At 72.4% G+C, this 19,395-nt stretch carries 11 protein-coding genes and 1 pseudogene; 3 read left to right on the forward strand and 9 right to left on the reverse strand.

Annotated elements, in window-relative coordinates; translation table 11 throughout:
• Nucleotide 1: 1 nt before the first annotated feature.
• A complete protein-coding gene (locus ABD093_RS14070; protein WP_343925317.1) occupies nt 2–571 on the reverse strand; it encodes a hypothetical protein in 570 nt (189 codons plus the stop codon).
• Nucleotides 572–669: 98 nt separating this feature from the next.
• Here ABD093_RS14070 and ABD093_RS14075 point away from each other — a divergent pair, with 98 nt between their 5' ends.
• Nucleotides 670–960, forward strand: coding sequence for a hypothetical protein (locus ABD093_RS14075; RefSeq protein WP_343925319.1), 291 nt, complete (start codon nt 670–672; stop codon nt 958–960).
• 30 nt (nt 961–990) lie between these two features.
• Here ABD093_RS14075 and ABD093_RS14080 read toward each other — a convergent pair whose 3' ends face one another.
• The 5 genes from ABD093_RS14080 to ABD093_RS14100 are packed head-to-tail and all read right to left on the reverse strand — an operon-like array spanning nt 991 to nt 11,419.
• Entirely contained in the window at nt 991–3,147 is a 2,157-nt protein-coding gene (locus tag ABD093_RS14080; RefSeq protein WP_343925321.1) for an acyltransferase family protein, read from the reverse strand.
• A complete protein-coding gene (locus ABD093_RS14085) occupies nt 3,144–5,360 on the reverse strand; it encodes an acyltransferase family protein (protein ID WP_343925323.1) in 2,217 nt (738 codons plus the stop codon). The genes ABD093_RS14080 and ABD093_RS14085 overlap by 4 nt, the downstream gene beginning before the upstream one ends.
• Before the next feature lie 18 nt (nt 5,361–5,378).
• Entirely contained in the window at nt 5,379–6,689 is a 1,311-nt protein-coding gene (locus tag ABD093_RS14090) for a M18 family aminopeptidase (RefSeq protein WP_343925325.1), read from the reverse strand.
• 40 nt (nt 6,690–6,729) lie between these two features.
• The gene (locus ABD093_RS14095) at nt 6,730–8,799 is read right to left on the reverse strand and encodes a DUF6541 family protein (RefSeq protein WP_343925327.1); all 2,070 of its coding nucleotides are present in this window, start codon (nt 8,797–8,799) and stop codon (nt 6,730–6,732) included.
• Nucleotides 8,800–8,812: 13 nt separating this feature from the next.
• Entirely contained in the window at nt 8,813–11,419 is a 2,607-nt protein-coding gene (locus tag ABD093_RS14100) for an acyltransferase family protein (RefSeq protein ID WP_343925329.1), read from the reverse strand.
• 398 nt (nt 11,420–11,817) lie between these two features.
• Between ABD093_RS14100 and tgt the strand changes: the two genes are divergently transcribed.
• The gene (tgt, locus tag ABD093_RS14105; protein WP_377802283.1) at nt 11,818–13,041 is read left to right on the forward strand and encodes a tRNA guanosine(34) transglycosylase Tgt; all 1,224 of its coding nucleotides are present in this window, start codon (nt 11,818–11,820) and stop codon (nt 13,039–13,041) included.
• Nucleotides 13,042–13,121: 80 nt separating this feature from the next.
• On the opposite strand, the gene ABD093_RS14110 is transcribed toward tgt, so the two are convergent.
• Nucleotides 13,122–13,898: a hypothetical protein gene (locus tag ABD093_RS14110; RefSeq protein WP_343925333.1), complete on the reverse strand. Its 777-nt coding sequence runs from the start codon at nt 13,896–13,898 to the stop codon at nt 13,122–13,124.
• A 188-nt stretch (nt 13,899–14,086) separates the two neighbouring features.
• The gene (locus ABD093_RS14115) at nt 14,087–17,104 is read right to left on the reverse strand and encodes a glycoside hydrolase family 2 TIM barrel-domain containing protein (RefSeq protein WP_343925335.1); all 3,018 of its coding nucleotides are present in this window, start codon (nt 17,102–17,104) and stop codon (nt 14,087–14,089) included.
• Between the two features lie 187 nt (nt 17,105–17,291).
• Here ABD093_RS14115 and ABD093_RS14120 point away from each other — a divergent pair, with 187 nt between their 5' ends.
• Entirely contained in the window at nt 17,292–18,863 is a 1,572-nt protein-coding gene (locus ABD093_RS14120; RefSeq protein WP_343925337.1) for a DUF3375 domain-containing protein, read from the forward strand.
• 9 nt (nt 18,864–18,872) lie between these two features.
• On the opposite strand, the pseudogene ABD093_RS14125 reads toward ABD093_RS14120, so the two are convergent.
• Nucleotides 18,873–19,395: pseudogene (locus ABD093_RS14125) on the reverse strand (hypothetical protein); the annotation flags it as partial.

Below are 19,395 nucleotides of genomic sequence, written 5' to 3' on the forward strand. Positions count from 1 at the left end.
CTCAGCGTCGTCGGAAGAAGTTCCAGCGCGACGCGCGCCGTCGGCCGCGCTCTGCGGGTGCCGCTGACCTCCGGGGGGACGTGCGCCCCCGGCGTTCGGCGGACGACGGGGCCTCCCTCACGTCGCCGTCCTCACCGTTCTCGTCGTCCTCACCGTTCACGTCGTCCGCCGGCTCCGAGGGCCTGTCCGGATCGTCGAGCCCCGCCCGGAGGTCCGTGGAACCAGGGAACTCCGTGGAACCAGGGAGCTCCGGGGAGCCAAGGAGCTCGGGGGAGCCGGGCTCCTCGACGCGCAGGCCGTCCTCATCCACCCAGTCGTCGGTCCAGCCGACGTCGGACTCATCGCGCGGGGCGTAGGCCGCCCGCGGGCCCAGCACGTCCTCGACATCGGCGAACTCGATGTCGACGGGAGCCTTGACCTCTTCGCCGCGATGCGGGACCGGGCAGGTCCAGAAGTACGGGCAGCCCGGACACCCGGCGGTCTCCTCGTCGGGAGAGGCCTCGCGCTGCATCTGCACCCCGTCGATCTGCTGCAGCATGCGCAGACGCGACTCGTAGGGATTGATCTCCATGGCCTGCTCAGACTACTGCGCACCGAGGCGGACGGCGGCATCGCGCCCCGTAGGATCGTTCCTGCCCCGTTCGCCGTCCCACTCCGGAGGAGCCCCCGATGAGCACACCGCAGCAGCGTGTCCACGACACCACCCGCCGCCTGCTCGAGCTGCTCGCCAGCGACGACTCCCACACCCCCGCGCTCGTCCCCGAGGCGATCGCTCTGCGCACCGAGCTGGCCGTCGCCACCGCCGAGACGGGACAGCTCGAGGACGCCTTCGTCCAGGTCGACGAGCTGCTCAAGGACGCCCAGCGCGAGTACGGGCCCGACCACGAGCTCGTCGGCCCGGTCCGTGCCGCCGTGTCGAGGGTCGAGACGCTCGCCCGGCGCGCCCTCGACGAGGGCTGAACCGGGCCCGACGTCCCCTGAGCCCGCGCCTCACCAGCGGAAGCCGGCCTCCTCGAGCTGCCGTTCCGTCTCCGGGCCGGCGGACTCCATGTAGGTCGCCGTGAGGTGGTCCTCGTCGAACATGACGTGGATGTTCCCGATGATCGGCGGGCACTCGTCCTGCGGGCAGGTGATCGGCAGCAGGTCCACGGGGAACACCTCACCGCTCTCCCCACCATCCCCGCCGACGTCGCCCTCCTCGCTGCGGGCGGCCAGCTCCTCGAGCACCGCGGCGTCCGGGCGCTGCTGCGGCATCGTGTCCCGCTCCAGCGGCTGGGTGCAGTCCTCGACCGTGCCGCCTGCCTCGAGGCAGGCGACGGGGTTCTCGGCGATGCGCGGGGCGTCGCGCAGCGCGATCACGTCGGTGCCGTCCGCGAGCAGTGCGGGCACCGTCTCCTCGGTGACCCGGTCCACCCGCTCGGGCCCCTCATGGAGCACCATCGTGGTGGAGACGGCGACGGCCTCCGGGCCCACCTGGTCGATGTAGTCCAGCGCCGCGTCGTTGTGGGCGTCGCACTCAGCGCCCAGATAGGAGTCGATGCCCGGGGTGAACACGCAGCTCGGCGCCCGCAGGATGATCAGCCGCCAGCCGTTCTCCTGGGCGGGGCCGCTCAGCGCGACCGCGGTCTGCGCGAGGCGCGAGTTGCCCGCGGCGATGATCACCGGCGCCCCCTCGGGCGCCTCCGTCATCCGGCAGGACCCCTCGAGCATCCCCTCGACCGGCGCGAACTCCCCGGAGCACTCCTCGGGCAGGTGCTCCCAGTCCTGGGCGAGGGTGGCGGCCGACGGCAGGGGAGCGGCATCGGGATCCGCCTCCGGGTGGGGCACGAAGCCGGGATCGAGAGCGCGCGCCCCGGGGTTGTCCGCGGTCGCCCGACGCTCGGCCTCCTCCGCCGCCTCCTCGAGGAGCTGCTTGGCGCCGAGGCTCGGGACCAGGCCGATCGCGAGCACCGCGACCACCACGATGCCCGCCCGTCGGGGCGAACGGTTCGCCCAGGGCCAGCGGCGCACGGGGGTGTCCAGGAAGCGGGTGAGCAGGACGGCGAGGAGCACGCTGATCGCGATGATGGCGGGGCCCAGGAGCGGCCCGGCGGCCTCCCGCTCGGTCGCGACCAGGGCGATGGCCAGGATCGGCCAATGGATCAGGTACAGCCCGTAGCTGATGTCACCGAGGAAGGAGAAGGCGCGTGAGCGCAGCAGACGGTCCGCGCCGAGGCGGGATCCGCTCGTGCCGGCGAGGAACACCAGCGTCGCGCCCAGCAGCGGGATCGCGGCGATCCAGCCCGGGAACATCGATCGGCCGTCGATGAGCGCCCCGGTCGAGATCAGCACCGCCAGGCCCGCCCAGCCCAGCCCCACCCGGAGCCGACGGGTCCGCGCGGATCGGGTGCCATCGGCCGGGGCGGCGGTCGGGAGCAGGGCCAGCAGCGAGCCGGCCGCGAACTCCCAGATGCGCGCGGTGGTGTCGAAGTAGGCGGTCTGCTGCTGGGTCGCCGTGGAGACCACTGACCAGGCGAAGGAGGCGAGAGCGATCACCGTGAAGGCGATCAGCACCACGCGGCGCGGGGCCACGCGGGAGCGGCGGGCGATCACCGCGCACAGCGCGAACAGCAGCGGCCACAGCAGGAACACCTGCCCCTGGATCGACAGCGACCAGAAGTGCTGCAGCGGCGAGGTCGCCGTGGTCGCGGCGGCCTCGTAGTCCGTGCCCCGGTGGATCAGCAGCCAGTTCTCGACCTGGAGCATCGAGGCGATCGCGTCGTGGATCGCGGGCATCCAGGTGCTCGGCGGGAGGAACAGCCGCACGGCGGCGAGGGTGGCCAGCACGACCACCGCCGCCGGGGCGAGCAGCCGCTTGAACGTGCGCGCCCAGTAGGCGATCGGGGCCATGGGCCTCCCGGCCTCCATCCGGCGCACGAAGCTGCCGGTGAGGAAGAAGGCCGAGATGAACAGGAAGACGTCCACCCCGCCCGAGACCCGGTCCATGAACACGTGGTAGAGCACGACGAGCGCGATCGCGAGGCCGCGCAGACCGTGCAGCTCGGGGCGGTAGGCCGGGGGTGCTGCCGAGACCGCAGCAGACGAGCCCGGGGACGAGGATCCCGGGGTCGAGGGTCCCGGGGACGAGGGCACCGTGGCGGCGCTCACCAGCTGAAGCCCTCGTCGCGCAGCCTGGCGTCCACGGCGTCCTGCATCGTCGCGCCGTAGGTGCCGGTGAGGTGGTCCTCGTCGAGCGAGACCACCACGTTGCCGATCACGGGTGTGCAGATCTCCTCGGGACACACCAGGTCGTTGACCTCGAGCGGCACCACGGTCCCGCCCGCGCGCCCCGTCCCGGCGGCGCCCTGGGTCCCGGCGATCAGCTGCGCATCGGGGCGCTCCTGCTGGAGCGGCTCCGGCAGCGGCGGGGCGCAGTCCGGGTCCTCGGCGCCCTTCTCCGCGGTGCAGGCCGCGGGGTCGACGGGCATCCGGGGGAGGTCGCGCATCGCCACGACCTGGGTGCCGGTGGCGGCCAGCTCCGGCAGGGTGGTCTCCATCCCGGGCATGACCTCCTCGGCGCCCTCGCGGTCCAAGAAGGTGGTGTTCAGGACGACCGCGTCGGGGGCGACGCGGTCCAGATAGGCCTCCGCGTCGGCGCTGAACGCGTTGCAGTCGGGCACATCGAGCGTGGCATCGGGGGTGTAGGCGCAGCCGCCCTTCCACATCGTGACCAGGGTCCAGCCCTCCTTCTTCGCGAGTTCGATCAGGGAGGCGCTGAACTGCTCGAGACGGGAGTTGCCCACGCTCACCATCACCGGCGCCCCCTCGGGGCCCTGCACCACCTTGCAGCTGGCATCGAGGGTGTCCCGCTCCGCGCCCTGCGGGGCGAGATCTCCGGTGCACTGCTCCTCCCCGCTCACCCAGTCCTTCCCGAGCAGGGCGGCGGTGGGCAGCGGTGCGGCCGACGGATCCGCATCGGGGTGCTGCGTGAAGTCCGGGTCCAGCACCCGCGCGCCGGGGTTGTCGGCGACCGCTCGGGCCTCGGCCTCACGCTGCTGGGCGACCAGGTACTGCTGGGCCGCGAGGGCAGGGGTCAGTCCGAGCGCCAGGCAGATCACGGCCACAGCCCCGGAGCGCCAGGCTCTCGCCGATGCCCACGGCCACCGCCGGATCGGGGTGTCCACGAGGCGGGTCAGCAGCCAGGCGGCGGCGAGGGAGATGAGGATCAGCAGGAGGCCGTCGAGCACGCCGGCGCGCTGCTTCCCGGTGTGGGCGAGGTAGAGGGTCAGCAGCGGCCAGTGCACGAGGTAGAGGCCGTAGGAGATGTCGCCGAGCAGCTTCGCCGGGCCGGTGGCCAGCAGCTGGTCGACGCCGAGGCGGTGACCGGTGGTGCCGACGGCGAGCACCAGCCCGGCGGCGGCGAGCGGCCAGGCCGCGATCCACCCCGGGAAGGCTCCCTGCACGTCGATCAGCAGACCGCAGGAGACCAGGCCCGCGATCCCCGCCCATCCGGCGACCACGCGCCAGGAGGAGACGCCCGTCGCCGGTCCGCGATGCCGGCCCCGCCGGCGCCGCCGCTCCGCGGAGCGCTCCTCCCAGGCCGGCAGCAGCAGGCCCAGCAGGCTTCCCGCCGCGAACTCCCACAGCCGGGCGAAGGTATCGAAATAGGCGATGTCCTGCTGGGTGGCCGTCGAGTGCACGGACCAGGCGAAGGAGAGCACGAGCACGATCGTGAACAGCACCGCGAGCACGGAGCGCACGGAGCGCCGCAGCGCGCGGGCCAGGAGCACGCCCAGCGCGATCAGCAGCGGCCAGGCCAGGAACACCTGCCCCTGGATGGACAGCGACCAGAAATGCTGGAAGGCCGACGGGCCGGCCTCCGCGGCCGCGTAGTAGTCCACCCCCCGTCCGATCAGCACCCAGTTCTCGATGTGCAGCAGGGAGCCGATCGCATCGTCGAGCGCGGGCATCCACCGCTCCGGCGGGAGGACCAGATACACCCCGGCGAGCGTCGCCAGGGAGACCACGGCCGTCGGCGGCAGCAGGCGCTTGAACGTGCGCCCCCAGTACGCCGCCGGGCGGGTCCGCTCCCCACGGTCGATCCGGCGCAGGAACGTCCCCACCAGCAGGAACGAGGAGAGGAAGAGGAACACGTCGACCCCGCCGGAGACCCGGTCGAACCACACGTGGTAGAGCACCACCAGGCCGATCGCGAGGCCGCGCAGCCCGTGCAGCTCGGGTCGGTAGCGGCCCGCCTGCGTGGTCGAGGACGGTGCGGTGGAGGACGGTGCGGCAGAGGAGGGTGAGGCGGAGGCCGGCGTGGTGAGCGACGGCACCTCGGAGGGCGGCGTCGCGGAAGGCGCCGGGGAGGAACGGGACATCAGGGGAGCGGGTCCCGCTCAGCCGCGCAGGAAGGCGGCGCAGGCCTGCTGCAGCAGGAGCGGATCGGCGCTCGCGCACATCTCCCGGGCGGAGTGCATGGACAGCAGCGTGATGCCCACGTCGATCGTGGTCATCCCCAGCCGGGTCGCGGTGATCGGGCCGATGGTGGACCCGCAGGGCATCGCATTGTTCGAGACGAACTGCTGGTAGGGCACCTCGGCCGCCTCGCAGGCGGCGGCGAAGGCGGCGATCCCGACGGCGTCGGTCGCGTAGCGCTGCTGGGCGTTGATCTTCAGCATCGGGCCCTCGCCGAGCCGCGGGCGGGTGACGGGATCGTGGCGCTCGGGGTAGTTGGGATGGGCGGCGTGGCCGGCATCCGCCGAGAGCACCATCGAGGAGGCGAGGAGCCTGCGGCGGGAGGCCTCGTCGCCTCCGAGAGCGGCGTGCATCCGCACCAGCACGTCCTCGAGGAAGGGGCCGGCGGCGCCGGAGCGGGACGCGGAGCCCACCTCCTCGTGGTCGTTGGCGACCATCATCGCGATCGGGTCGGAGCCCGCGCTGCGAGGGCTGCCGGCCACCGTGATCAGGGCCAGCGCCTCGGCATGGACGGAGGTGAGGTTGTCCAGGCGCCCGGAGGCGAGGAACTCCTCGTGCGCGCCGAACAGGGCCGGCGCCTGCGAGTCGACGGTCACCACGTCGAAGCCGACGATGTCCGCCTGCGCGACGCCCGCCTCGGCGGCCAGCACCTCGCGCACGTCCAGCGGGCCGTAGCCGAGGATCGGCTGCAGGTGGCGCTGGGGGTCCAGCTGCAGGCCGTCCTTGTTCACGGCGCGGTCCAGGTGCACCGCGAGCTGGGGGACGCGCAGGATGCCGGGCGTCGCGACCAGCGTGGTGGTGCCGTCGGCCAGGGCGAGACGGCCCGCCAGGCGCAGCTCACGGTCCAGCCAGGAGTTCAGCAGCGGTCCGCCGTAGATCTCGACGCCGACCTGCGCGAGACCCTCGGCGCCCAGCTGCGGGTTCGGCTTGAGCTTCAGGCCCGGGGAGTCGGTGTGGGAGCCGACGATGCGCCACGGCGTGCCGGTGTCGACGCCGTCGGGGGTGGACCAGGCGATGAGGGAGCCGTCGCGGATCACGAAGCGGTCGCCGGTGACCTCGGCCGCCTCCCAGGGGGCGGTCTCCGCCAGCTCGGTGAAGCCGGCCTCCTCGAGCCGACGGGCGGTCTCGGCCACGGCATGGAAGCTCGACGGGGAGGCGGAGACGAACTCACCGAGGTCCAGGGCGGTGGCGCGGGCAGGGGGCGAGGGGGCGGCGGCGGAGAACGTAGTCACGACGACATTGAACCATCGAGAGGTGACGTGCGCGTGACGGTCAGCACGCGTCGACCTCGTACAGGCGCACCTCTCCGACCTCGTGCACGAGGTCGAAGCCCGGGGTGTCGGCGGTGATGTCGTCGTACCCGAGGTATCCGGACTCCTCCGCGTCGTCGTCGCCGAGGCGGTGGTCGTCGAGGTCGAGGTAGTACAGGGGACGGCCCTCGGGGAGCGCCTCGCACACCTCAGGGTCCGTGGCGATGTCCTCGAAATGGGCGTCGAGATGCTTCTCCGCGGGGGTGCGGGCCACCGTCATGTAGATCCGGCTGACGTCGAGGTCCGAGAAGGCGTAGGCGAGGCCGCCGCCCTCCCAGGGGTCCGCGATGAGATAGGCGTCGTCCGGGACCAGTCCCGGCAGCTCGTCGAACATGCGGAACTCGTCGACGGAGACGAGATCGGAGATCTCCCAGGTCCGGTACGCCTCGGAGGCGTGATCGAACTGGGCGCGGATCTCCTTGTCCTGGGAGACGTGCGAGGCCAGGGCCGTCGAGGCGAGGGCTCCGACCAGCACGGAGGCGAGGGCGGCGACGAGAGGATGGGGCGTGCGGGCCTCGAGGTGGCCTCTGGCGGCGGTGGAGAACAGCGCGCGCGCAGCGCGGACGATCACGTCCGCGCCCTTCACCGCGACCGGGACGGCGACCAGGGTCAGCGCCGCGGCGGTGCGGTAGCTGTCGCGGTAGAAGAAGCCGGAGAGGGTGTCTCGCCAGAATCCGTCGTCGAAGGAGGCCGAGGCCCAGTACACGAGCCCGGGGCCCGCGAGAGCCAGGAGCACGTAGCGATCGCGGCCCGTGCCCAGGAAGGCGCCGAGGAGGCCGATGCCGCACAGCAGGGCGACCACGGTGAGGGTGGGCCGGCCCATCGCCCCGCCCATGGCGATCTCGCCGAGCGCCTGCGGGACGGTCTCGAAGGACTCCCACGGGGCGGTGGCGGTCGACGGGGTCATCACCAGCCAGATCCCGGCGATCGCCACCGAGAGCGCCGTGAGCAGACCAGCCCAGACGAGGTCGGATCGCGGGATGCTGCGACGCGTGGGCGTGGGCGTGGGCGTGGGCGTCGACGCGGGTGCGGGCGTGGGCTCGGCGTCAGGCACCTGCTCGTCGACGGGGCTGCGCCGGCGGCGCAGCGAGCTGTCCACGTGGCGGATGAGAGCGGCGATGGAGAGCGGGAGCACGATGATCAGGCCCACCAGCGCAGATCCCGGGTGGGCGATGCCCACGCCGATCCCGGTGAGGCCGACGAGCAGGCAGGACTGCACCGGAGCGCTCAGCAGCGTCCGGCGCTCGATCAGGTGCACGAGGGCGGCGGCCAGGGCCGGGGCGACCGCGAGTCCGAGGATGGTCGGGTACACCAGCCCCCAGTCCATCAGCACCAGCGGGAAGCCGGGGAAGGCGAGCAGCAGCGGGCCGACGACCAGCCGCACTGCGGGGGAGGGCTTGACCAGGACCTCGATCAGCAGCCACATGCTCAGCGGCCAGACGCCGAGCATCGTCACCAGTGCGAGCGCGTGCACGGACTGGGGCAGCTCGAGCCCGCTGAGGTCCTGCACCAGGGCAGCCGCCGTGTGCCAGCCGTTGGGATAGAAGGACCCGCGCAGCAGGGCGCCCGTGTCGAAGGGGGTCGCCTCCCCGGTGCGCCGGATCGCCTCGATCGCGTTGAGGTGGAAGGCGTTGTCGAACCGTTGGGCGATGGTCGTCGGCCCGACCAGGGTCTTGAGATACAGCGGCACCATGAACAGCAGGGCGATGATCTGGCCGATCAGGTACTGCGCGGCGGCCGCGCCGGACAGCGGCGCCCAGCGCGGCATGCGTCGGCCCCACGGCGTGGCCCAGGTCCAGACCGCGCAGACGGCGGCGATCGCGAGCGTGGTCCCCAGCACCCACAGCAGCCCCCAGGACGCCCCCAGCACCCGGGTGACCAGGGTCGAGGCAGCGATCGCGGCGAGGGACACGGCGGGGGCGGCGACCAGGGCGGTGGGAGCCGTGACCCGAGTGGACAGGAGGATCGCCAGTCCGGGGAAGACGAGCAGGACGAGGGCGGCCAGCACCCCGGGGATCACGTCGGTCCACATGTCGCACATGGTGTCATGCGGAGGTGGCTGTCCCGTGCGCCTGGAGCTCCCGGGACATGGGCGCCACCAGCGTGCCCTCCACGAAGGTCCGGGTCAGGTGGTTGTCGTCCATGAAGACGTAGGTGTCCCCGAGGATGGGGGAGCAGCGTCCCTCGGGGCAGATCTCCTCGGTGACGTCGAGCAGGACGACCTCCGCGGTGTCGTCGCCCGCGTCGTCAGCAGCACCGTCAGCAGCGCCGTCAGCGGTGTCGTCCCCCGCACCGTCCGCGGTCGCGGGCTGGAGATCGGCCAAGGGTGCGGCGGGGTTCTCCGCGGCGAGCTTCGCCTCGACGTCGGCGCCGCAGCCCTCGTCGGCGTCCACCGGGGTGCCGCCGCCCTCGATGATCGTCTCGGCGCACTGGTACTGGTCCTGCTCCCAGCGCGGGGCATCCCGCGTGCCGATCACGTCGATGCCGCGGTCCAGCAGCGCCTGGACGGCCGCCTCGGTGCCGGCCGGCAGGGTCTCCGGCCTCTCGGGGTGGGCCTCGGTGACGGTGGTGAGGGCGGCGTCCGGGTCGATCTGGTCCATGTAGGACAGCGCGTAGTCCTCGTAGCCGCGGCAGTAGGCGCCGCGCGGCTCGCCCACGATGAAGGAGCAGCCGTCCATGGACAGGTTCACGATCTGCAGGTCGTGCTGGGTCGCGTACGGGATCAGGGCTGGGATGTACTGGCGCGAGTGCGAGCTCCCGACCACGACGAGGGTGCCGGCGGGCTCCGCATCACCCGGGAGCAGCTGCTGGCAGGCCACGTGCGGGAAGCTGTCGGACGGGGCCCACGGCCCGGCGCAGCTGTGGGGCAGATCCGGCCACTCGGACCCCAGCTGCCAGCCGGCAGGTCGGATGACGGCGGGCGCCTCGGACGCCACCTCGTCGGTGGGCAGGGCCTGCTCGGCGGTGGGCGGGGACTCCGCCGCCCGGTTCAGCACCAGCCACCAGCCGCCGGAGGCGACGGCGACCAGGGCGAAGCTCGCGGCGATCGCGGTCAGGGCGCGCCAGGGACGGGCCTCGAGCCAGCGGGAGCGACGCACCGGGGCGTCGACCGCACGGGTCACCAGCCAGGCCAGCAGCACGGACCCGGCGAGCACCGTGAGGCCGTCGAGCAGGCCCGCGCGCTGCTGGCCGCTGTGGTGCAGCCAGAGCACGAGGATCGGCCAGTGCACGAGGTACAGGGCATAGGAGATGTCGCCGACGAAGGCGGCCGGCCTGGTCGACAGCAGCGCATCGACGCCCCAGCGGTGCCCGGAGTGCCCGGCGACCACCACGGCACCCGCCGCGGCCAGCGGCACGATCGCGATCCAGCCCGGGAACATCGTCGAGACGTCCAGCACGATGCCGCAGGCGAGCAGGGCCGCGATCCCCGCCCAGCCGGTCAGCGCGCGGGCCAGCCGGAGCCGGGGAGGCCTGCCCTCCTCCGGGCGATGCGCCCCCGTGATCCGGTCGATCACCGGCAGCGCGAGCGCGAGCAGCGAGCCCGCGGCGAACTCCCACATCCGGGCGGCGGTGTCGAAGTAGGCGACCTGCTGCTGGGTCTGGGTGGAGATCACCGACCAGGTCAGCGAGGCGGCACCGATCAGCAGCACGAGCACGATCAGCGGCCCGCGCACGCTCTTCCCCCGTCGGGCCCGGCGCACCACCAGCAGGAAGATCAGCGGCCACACCACGAAGGCCTGCCCCTGCACGCTGAGTGACCAGAAGTGCTGCAAGGGCGAGGCCCCGCCGGCATCTCGGGCGTGATAGTCGACCTGCAGGAACACCAGCAGGGCGTTCTGCACGTAGGCGGCCGACGCCACCGCCTCCTGCATCACCGTGGGCCACAGCGAGGACGGCAGGAAGGCGGCGGTGCCGGCGAGGGCGAGCAGGATCGTCACCGCGGCCGGTGGCAGGAGGCGCTTGAAGGTGTGCAGCCAGTAGCGGGGGATGCCGAGGGGGCGCCCGCTCTCCAGACGGCGCACGAACGTCCCGGTGAGGAAGAAGGCGGAGAGGAACAGGAAGACGTCGACGCCGCCCGAGACCCGGCCGAGCCAGATGTGATAGATCGCCACCAGGCCGAGGGCGACGGCGCGCAGGCCATGGAGCTCATGGCGGAAGACGGGACCGGCGCGGCGTGCGTCGTCGGCCTCGGGGCGTGCGCCGGGGCTGTCCGCGGATACTGCAGATCCTGCAGAGCCTGGGGGGCCCGTGGCGCCGTCCGCGCCGTCCGCGCCGTCAGGCTGCGAGGACCGTGACCGGCCGTGCTCGGCAGGAGGACGCCAGGTCCCGGTGACGGAGCCGGCGGTGGACCAGGCGTCCTCGGCCTCGCGCTCGACGTGCAGCTCGATGGGGCCCTGCAGCCAGTCGTCCAGGGAGGAGGTCGTCGTGGGCAGCGGCCCGGCGATCCATGCGGAGACATCGGAGCGCGAGGGCCGCCGCGGGGGCGCGGCCGTCGCGGGCTCCTGCGTCCAGTCCTCGAGGTCGTCGGCGAGGGACGGCGCGGGGCTCTCGGTGCCGTCGGTGCCCTCTGCGTTCCCGGCGTCTCCTGTGCCCGCGGTGTCGTCGAGCGCCGCCTGCTCCCAGGGGGACGCGGCGGCGTCCCCCTCGCTCACGGGGCGGGCCGCGCGATGGCGGTGGGACGGGGTGTCGGACGAGCTGGGGGAGGCGCGGTGGGTCGAGCGGTGAGGCTCGGCGTCGGGGCGCGAGGTCGACGGATCGCTGGGCGTCGTGATCGTGGTCCCCTCCCGTGATGCCGCCTGCGCCGGAGCACCCGGCGGGACGTTCGCCGCTGGTGCGTCCTGGGCTGGATCCTAGTGGATCCGGCATCCCAGGAACTGGGCGCGTCATGGGGGCGTGGGATCATGGGCCGGTGACTGCACAGCCTCCTCGTTCCGCCGCCCCCGCTGCTCCGGCCGGCACTCCTGATCCCACAGGCCCGGCCGTCGGCCCCACGGGTTCGGCCGTTGATCCCACGGGCCGGGCCGCCGCGTCGTCGGACGCCGGCTTCGAGATCGTCGCCCGCGCGGGGGAGAAGGCCCGCGCCGGGGTGATCTCCACCCCGCACGGCCAGATCCGCACCCCGGCCTTCGTGCCGGTGGGGACCAAGGCCACCGTGAAGGCCGTGCTCCCGGAGTCGATGAGCGAGCTCGGAGCGCAGGCTCTGCTGGCCAACGCCTACCACCTGTTCCTCCAGCCCGGCCACGACCTGATCGACGAGGCCGGAGGCCTGGGCGCCTTCATGAACTGGCCCGGCCCCACCTACACCGACTCCGGCGGCTTCCAGGTGATGAGCCTCGGAGCCGGATTCAAGAAGGTGCTCTCCAGCGAGTTCTCCGGCGGGGAGAAGGCCCGCACCTCCTCGGGGGAGGACGACGCGGTCGCCGAGGGCAAGGAGCGCCTGGCTCACGTCGACGACGACGGCGTCACCTTCCGCTCCTTCCTCAACGGCGACGTGCACCGCTTCACGCCCGAGGTCTCGATGCAGATCCAGCACGGGCTGGGGGCGGACATCATGTTCGCCTTCGACGAGCTGACCACGCTGATGAACTCCCGCGGCTACCAGGAGCAGGCGCTCGAGCGCACCCGGCTGTGGGCCATCCGGTGCCTGGCCGAGCACGCCCGCCTCACCGACGAGCGCACCCATCGCCCCTACCAGCAGCTGTGGGGCGTCATCCAGGGCGCCCAGCACGAGGACCTGCGCCGCCAGGCGGCCCGGGACCTCGGCGCGATGGACGTGGAGGGGTCATCGTTCGACGGCTTCGGGATCGGCGGGGCGCTGGAGAAGGAGAACCTCGGCACCATCGTGGGCTGGGTGACCGATGAGCTGCCCGACGCGAAGCCCCGCCATCTGCTGGGCATCAGCGAGGTCGACGATCTGTTCGTGGCGATCGCCGCGGGAGCCGACACCTTCGACTGCGTCTCCCCGTCCCGGGTGGCGCGCAACAGCGCCGTCTACACCCGCACCGGGCGCGTGAACCTCACCGGGTCGAAGTACCGCCGCCAGTTCGCGCCGATCGACGAGACCTGCGACTGCTACACCTGCACGCACTACACCGCCGCCTATGTGAACCACCTGTTCCGCGCCAAGGAGATGATCTCCTCGACCCTGTGCACGATCCACAACGAGCGCTTCGTGGTGCGCCTGGTGGATCAGATCCGGGCGTCGCTGATCAGCGGTGACTTCGACGCCCTGCGCGAGGAGACCACGGGCGCCTACTACGGCGAGGCCCGCTGAGCGGACCGCGCTGAGCGGGCTCTGCCCCAGGCAGGGACGACTCCGCCCCGTTCAGGTCCTGAACGGGGCGGTCGTCGGTCTCAGGCGTTCTGCTTCACCCAGCGTCGCGCCATGAGCGTGCCCACGATCAGGGCGGCGAAGACGATCAGGGAGCGGATGACCTCGGCGATCAGGTAGAGGACCGACATGACCCCGATCATCGAGTAGTCCGTGGCGTTGATCATCACCCCGTAGTAGATGCCGTAGAGGATCCAGTAGAGGACCACCGCCACCAGGAGCGTCGCGGCGACGATGATCGCGCCGGTGCGGCCGCGACCGGAGGCCTGCACGGCCACGTAGATCGAGACGGCCAGCAGGGCGATCGAGACCAGCCCGTTGAGTGCCAGGAACAGCAGGCCCAGGACCACGCCGCCGCCGGCGACGGCCATGCCGCCGTCCATGGAGCCGCCGGAGATCGCCGCTCCGGAGATGAGCGTGGTGATGACGCTGACGACCTCGCGGATCACGCGCACCGCGATCACGGCGATCAGCAGGATCAGCATCGCCTGGGCGACCTTGGCGAGAGTCGTGTTCGCGCGGACCCCGGTCATGCCGCCGGACCCGGGATATCCCGGGGCCCCGGGGTGGGCCGACGGCGCCGTACCCGGGTAGCCGTTCGGAGCCGAGGAGCCGGGCTGCGACGAAACCTGCGAGGGCACCTGGTTCCACTGCGGCTGGGCCGGGGCCTGCGCCGGGGAGACCTGCTGGCCCCACTGGGGCGACTGGGCATCCTGGCCCCACTGGGGCTGCTGGCCGGGCTGCTCGCCCTGGCCCCACTGCGGCCGCTGTCCGTCGCCCGATCCGTACCCCTGCGTCATACGTCCCCCTGAAGGTGTTCCGGGGAGTCCGCGCGACGCCCCGAGCCAGGCTATCGGCTCGGGGCGACGCGGTGATCACAGGGAGATCCCCACCGGGGATCCCTGCTGCCCACGCCCTGTGCTCAGGGTGTGGGCGCTCAGCTGCGCAGAGCTCTCAGTCGTGCAGCCGAGTCAGTCGTGCCGCCCCGTCAGTCGAGCAGCGTGCTCAGGCGGAAGGAGAAGGTCTCCTCCCGTGCGGAGAGCACGTACTGCGGCAGCGGGATCGGTCCGCAGGCGGCCGAGCCCACGCCCTGCAGCGCCGACGAGAGCGTGACCCAGGTGCGGCCGTCGGGATGCAGAGCCCCGTCGTGAGCCGTCGCATCCAGCTCGGCGCTGGACCAGGGACGCACCGCGAGCCCCAGACCGTCGGGCGCCTGCAGCTCCAGACCGCCGCCGGAGCCTCCCCGGAGCGCCGCCCGGACCACGTCGGCGCGGTTGCCGTTCTCCTGTGGGAACACGTAGGGCACCTGGAAGTCCTCGAGGGAGGAGCTCCAGGTCGCGAACGTCGTGCCGCCGCCGGTGTCGGGGTAGGACTCGTGCGGGCCGTAGCCGGTGTACTCCACCTGATCGGGGGCCGACGGCAGCGCGAAGGTCCAGCCGATGCGCGGCAGCGGCAGGTCTTCCGGCCAGATCGCCGACGGGGACACCGTCACCTCGACCCCGACACTGCCGGAGCCCTCGGAGCTGCCCGCCTCCGCGCTCCACCGCTCGGTGACGTCCGCTCCCAGCGCCGAGCCGTCCAGGCCCAGGCGGCTGCGCACCACCAGGGTCGCGCCGTCGGCCGTGATCTCGACCAGGCGCCGCCTCGCGACGTCCAGGCCGATCCGCTTCCAGCGGGCCTCGAGCGGGTAGTGGGTGCGGGCGCGCTCGTTGTCCACCGGGGCGCGGTACAGGTCCACGCCGGCCTGCTCGATCGCCAGCTCGCCGACGCCCACGAGACGGCCCAGGTCATCGAAGCGGGCCGGGCCGAGGGCCCAGGTGCCGTCCTCGGCCTGCTCCGGGGTGAGGGGCGTTCCGGCCGACGGGGTGACCTCGGCGCGGCGACGCTCGGCATCGACGTGGTCCGCGGCGACGATCAGGTGCCCGGCCGGGACGGGGCCCTGCGCCTCACGCGTGCTCAGCCGCACCGTGGTGCTCGCGCCGTCGTGCACGGGCAGTGCCACGTCCAGGGCCTCGCCGGGAGCGATAGCCGGCAGCTCGAGCTCCTGCCAGCTCGCCTGCGCGTCCAGGGACACCTCAGCGCGCAGGTGGGTGAGGTCGCAGAAGGCGTAGCGGTTGGTGATCCGCACGCTCCCGGGAGAGACCACGAGGCCCACGGGGGAGTAGTGGTGCTTCGCATCGAGCAGCGCGGGCGAGGGGGTGCGGTCCGGGAGCACGAGCCCGTCGGCCACGAAGTTGCCGTCGTGCAGGCGCTCGCCGAAGTCGCCGCCGTAGCCGTAGATGCGGTTGCCCTCGGCGTCGGTGGTCTCCAGGCCGTGGTCGATCCACTCCCAGATGAAGCCGCCGTGCAGCGCCGGGTACTGCTCGGTGAGCTCCATGTACTCCTGGAGGGAGCCGGATCCGTTGCCCATCGCGTGGGCGTACTCGATCCACAGGAACGGCTTCGAGAGCGCCGGTGGGTTCGCGAAGTGGCCCTCCGGCACCTCGAGCGCGAAGCTGCGCAGCATCCTGGTGAGCTTGTCCTGGTACTCGGGGGAGAGGTCCCGCTTCCCGATCTGCTCGCTCTCGTCGACCGTGGAGTACATCAGCGAGAACACGTCCACGTACTCCGCGGCGTAGTCCTGCTCGTAGATCACCGGGCGGGTGTCGTCGGTGGCGCGCACCTGGGCGACCATCGCCTCGGTGACCGGGCCGCTCGCGGCCTCGTTGCCGATGGACCACATGATGATCGAGGCGTGGTTGCGGTCGCGGCGCACGAAACGCTCCGAGCGCTCCACGAGCGACTCCTCGAACAGCGGGTTCTGCGCCGGGCCCTCGGCGGCGCCGGAGCCGTCCTCGCCCCAGGTGGAATCGGCGTGGAAGCCATGGGTCTCGAAGTCGCCCTCGCAGATCACGTACAGCCCGGCCTCGTCGCACACCTCGAGGAACCGCTGGTGGGGCGGGTAGTGGGAGGTGCGCACCGCGTTGAGGTTGTGCTGCTTCATGAGCGCGACGTCGAGGTCCTGGTTCGCCGGCTGCTGGGCGCGGCCCACCACCGGATCCGCCTCATGGCGGTTCACCCCGCGGAACACGATGCGCTCGCCGTTGACGCGGAAGATCTCGCCGTCCACCTCGACGCGGCGGAAGCCGGCGCGGAGGGTCACGGTCTCGGAGTCGGTGCGCACGGTGACGTCGTAGAGATGCGGATCCTCGGCGGACCACGGCCGCACCGCGCCCACGGCGATCGGGTCGGCTCCGGTGGGGGAGACGAGGTCCAGGCCTGGGACCTCGACGGTGGCGGGCAGCTCGGCGCCGCCGAAGTCGTAGGCGGTCGCGCGCAGGGTGCCGGCACCGGTCGCAGGGTCGAAGTCGGCGACGGTGACCAGATCGTGGATGCCGCCCGTGGGGCGCAGCAGCAGGTCCACGCTGCGGAAGATGCCCGAGGCCCACCACATGTCCTGGTCCTCGACGTAGGTGTTCACCGACCACTGCACCACGCGCACGTCCAGCCGGTGCTCCCCCTTCCCGCCCGCGGCCGACGGGGCGGCGAGCGCCTCGGTGACGTCGAACTCCTGGGTGAGGCGCGAGCCGGCGGTGACGCCGATCTCGGTCCCGTCGATCCAGATCTTCGCCGCGGAGTCCACGCCCTGGAAGCGCAGCAGCACGCGGGCGCCGCCGGAGAGCTCACCGGCCCAGTCGGCCGGGATCGTGAGCGTGCGGGAGTAGTGCCCGGTGGCGTTCTCGTCCGGCACATGGGGGACGTCGCGCGGGATCGGGTAGATGACGTTGGTGTACTGCGGGGCGCCGTAGCCCTGCAGCTGCCACAGTCCCGGCACCTCGATCTCGGCGCTCTCGCCGAGGTCGGAGCCGTCGGCCCGGGTCCCGTAGCGGAAGTCCCAGGTGCCGTCGAGGCTCAGCTCGCGGGCGTCGGAGTGCAGGTGCGCGCGGCCGCGGAGGCGGTTGCGGCCCGCGGGGAGCTCCTCCCACCAGCGGTCGGTCGGGTCGGCGAGCGGCTGGGGTGTGCTCATCGGTGGGCTCCTCCTGAAGTCTGGGTGGGACGTCCGGAGTGGTTTCGTGAACGTTCCCGTACCCAAGGCTACTCGGAACGCGGAGCGGCTGTCAGTGCGGCCCCGACAGGGTGCTCGTTCGCGAGCGCACGGGACGATCACTGAGGGTCGCCGACCCCTGCCGTCCGCGCCGGTAGACTCCCTTCTCGTGACCACGACCGAGCCGAACCGGTGGACCGACCGCCGCAGCGACGCTGTCTCCGCGCGCAAAGAGGCCTACGAGCAGCTGCGCCGGGCAAGCACCTGGCGCCTGCTCGCGGCGACCAAGGCTCCCGCCGTGCTGGCGATCCTGCAGTCCGTGTTCCCGGCCGGGGACCGTCGGCTGGCGCGCAGCGAGCTCATCGCCCGCGTCGGCGCGCATCTCGCTCTGCTGCATGACGAGGATCCGGCCGCAGCCTCGGAGGCCGACGGCGTCGAGCAGGCGGGCGCCGCCGGCGCTGCGGAGCCCGACGCCGAGGAGCGCAGCGGCCGCAGCGCCGCGGAGTACGTCGACGGCTGGGTGCGCGAGGGCTACCTCACCCGCCGTGACGACCCGCAGCACACCGAGACCACCTTCGAGCCGTCCCCCGCGACGATCGACGCGATCCAGTTCATCTCCTCCCTCGAGGAGCATCGGCCCACCACCACGCAGTCCCGCCTACAGCTCGTGGTCCAGCAGTTCGAGCGCCTCGCCCAGGAGACGGAGACCGACCGCGACGTGCGCCTGGCGGATCTGCAGCGCCGCCGCGAGGGAATCGAGGCCGAGATCCGGAACCTCGCCGAGGGTGAGCTCATGCTCCCCAGCGCCGAGGCCTCCACCGACCGCCTGCGCGACATCCTGCAGATCGCCGCCGAGCTCTCCGGCGACTTCCTCCAGTACCGCGAGGACCTGCGCGCCGTGGACCTCCACCTGCGTGAGCAGATCCTCTCCCCGGAGTCCTCCCGCGGCGAGATCCTCGAGCAGCTGCTCGCCGGGGACGACCTGCTGGGCCAGTCCACCGTGGGCCGCACCTTCACCGCGTTCTTCCGGATGCTCAACGACCCGGTCCAGACCCGCACCACGCAGGAGCTCGTGGACCGGCTCCTCGAGCGCGACTTCTCCCGCACCCTCCAGCGCAGCGAGCGCGAGAAGCTGGCCAACGTGTTCAGCGACCTCTATGAGCCCGCGCAGGAGGTGCTCGACGTCAAGACCGAGCTGTACCGCTCGCTGGCACGCTTCGTGCGCTCCCAGGACTTCCGCCAGCACCGCGTGCTGCTCGAGGCCCTGCAGGAGGCGCAGGGCGTGGCCCTCTCCCAGAAGGACGACGTCCCCACGCGCACCCCGTTCCCGCTCGAGCTGGACCTCTCCCGCGTGCAGCTGTCCTCCGTGGCCCAGCACCGGCTGAAGGATCCCACCGACCCCGGCGCCCCCGCCGAGGCCGAGGTGCACGATGCCACGTCGCTGAGCATCGAGGTGCTGCAGGATCTGGTGCGCACCAACGACATCGACATCGTGGGACTGACCGGTTCGGTCAACGAGGTGCGCGGGGTCAGCGGCCAGGCCTCGATCGGGGACGTGCTGCGGGCGAAGCCCGCCGATCAGGGGCTCGCCAGCGTCATCGGGCTGATGTTCCTAGCCACGAACTATGCGCAGGAGCGCGAGGGCTCCACGGAGATCGTCGGCTGGCAGGAGCTGGACGGCAATGAGTACGCCGCCCGCGTCCCGTCGTACTTCTTCCTGGATGACGTGCCCGTGGAGTGACGCGGCGTCTCACGCGGCGGTCGGTGCCGTCTCCCGGTGCGCCCGGAGGGAATGGGCGAGCGCGACGAAGAGCAGCGCGCACACCACATGGATCCAGAACACCGTCACCAGAGCGTGCTCCAGGTGCTCCTGCTCGGGCCCGGCCAGGGTCCAGAACAGGCCCCCGAGCAGCGCCACCCCGAGCGTCAGCCCGAGCTGCTGGACGGTGGCGAACAGGCCGCTGCTCACTCCGGCCGCCCACTGCGGGGTGCGGGAGAGCACGGTCTGCAGCACCGGTCCGAACATGAGGGCCTGGGCGATGCCCAGGGGGATCAGCGCCCACTGCAGCGAGGCGATGTCGTGATGGCCGGTGGCGACGAGCAGTGCGATCGCGGCGAGCAGCACCGCCTGGGCGATTCCGGCTGACGCCATGGTGAGCTCGCCGGCGGCCGGGATCAGCCGGGGCAGCGCTAGGGCGCGTTGATCAAGTGGTGTCGTGTTCGTGCGGGCGAGTCTTGGGTGGTGGCGCGACGCGAGATCTCGGACGAGGTGT

The organism is Brachybacterium tyrofermentans (assembly GCF_039526165.1).
GTDB classification, from domain to species: Bacteria; Actinomycetota; Actinomycetes; order Actinomycetales; family Dermabacteraceae; genus Brachybacterium; species Brachybacterium tyrofermentans.

Coding starts and splice junctions, on each gene's coding strand:
- ABD093_RS14085 (WP_343925323.1), bottom strand. CDS start 5,360: ATGTCCCGTTCCTCCCCGGCGCCTTCCGCGACGCCGCCCTCCGAGGTG.
- ABD093_RS14075 (WP_343925319.1), top strand. CDS start 670: ATGAGCACACCGCAGCAGCGTGTCCACGACACCACCCGCCGCCTGCTC.
- ABD093_RS14115 (WP_343925335.1), bottom strand. CDS start 17,104: ATGAGCACACCCCAGCCGCTCGCCGACCCGACCGACCGCTGGTGGGAG.
- ABD093_RS14110 (WP_343925333.1), bottom strand. CDS start 13,898: ATGACGCAGGGGTACGGATCGGGCGACGGACAGCGGCCGCAGTGGGGC.
- ABD093_RS14095 (WP_343925327.1), bottom strand. CDS start 8,799: ATGTGGACCGACGTGATCCCCGGGGTGCTGGCCGCCCTCGTCCTGCTC.
- ABD093_RS14070 (WP_343925317.1), bottom strand. CDS start 571: ATGGAGATCAATCCCTACGAGTCGCGTCTGCGCATGCTGCAGCAGATC.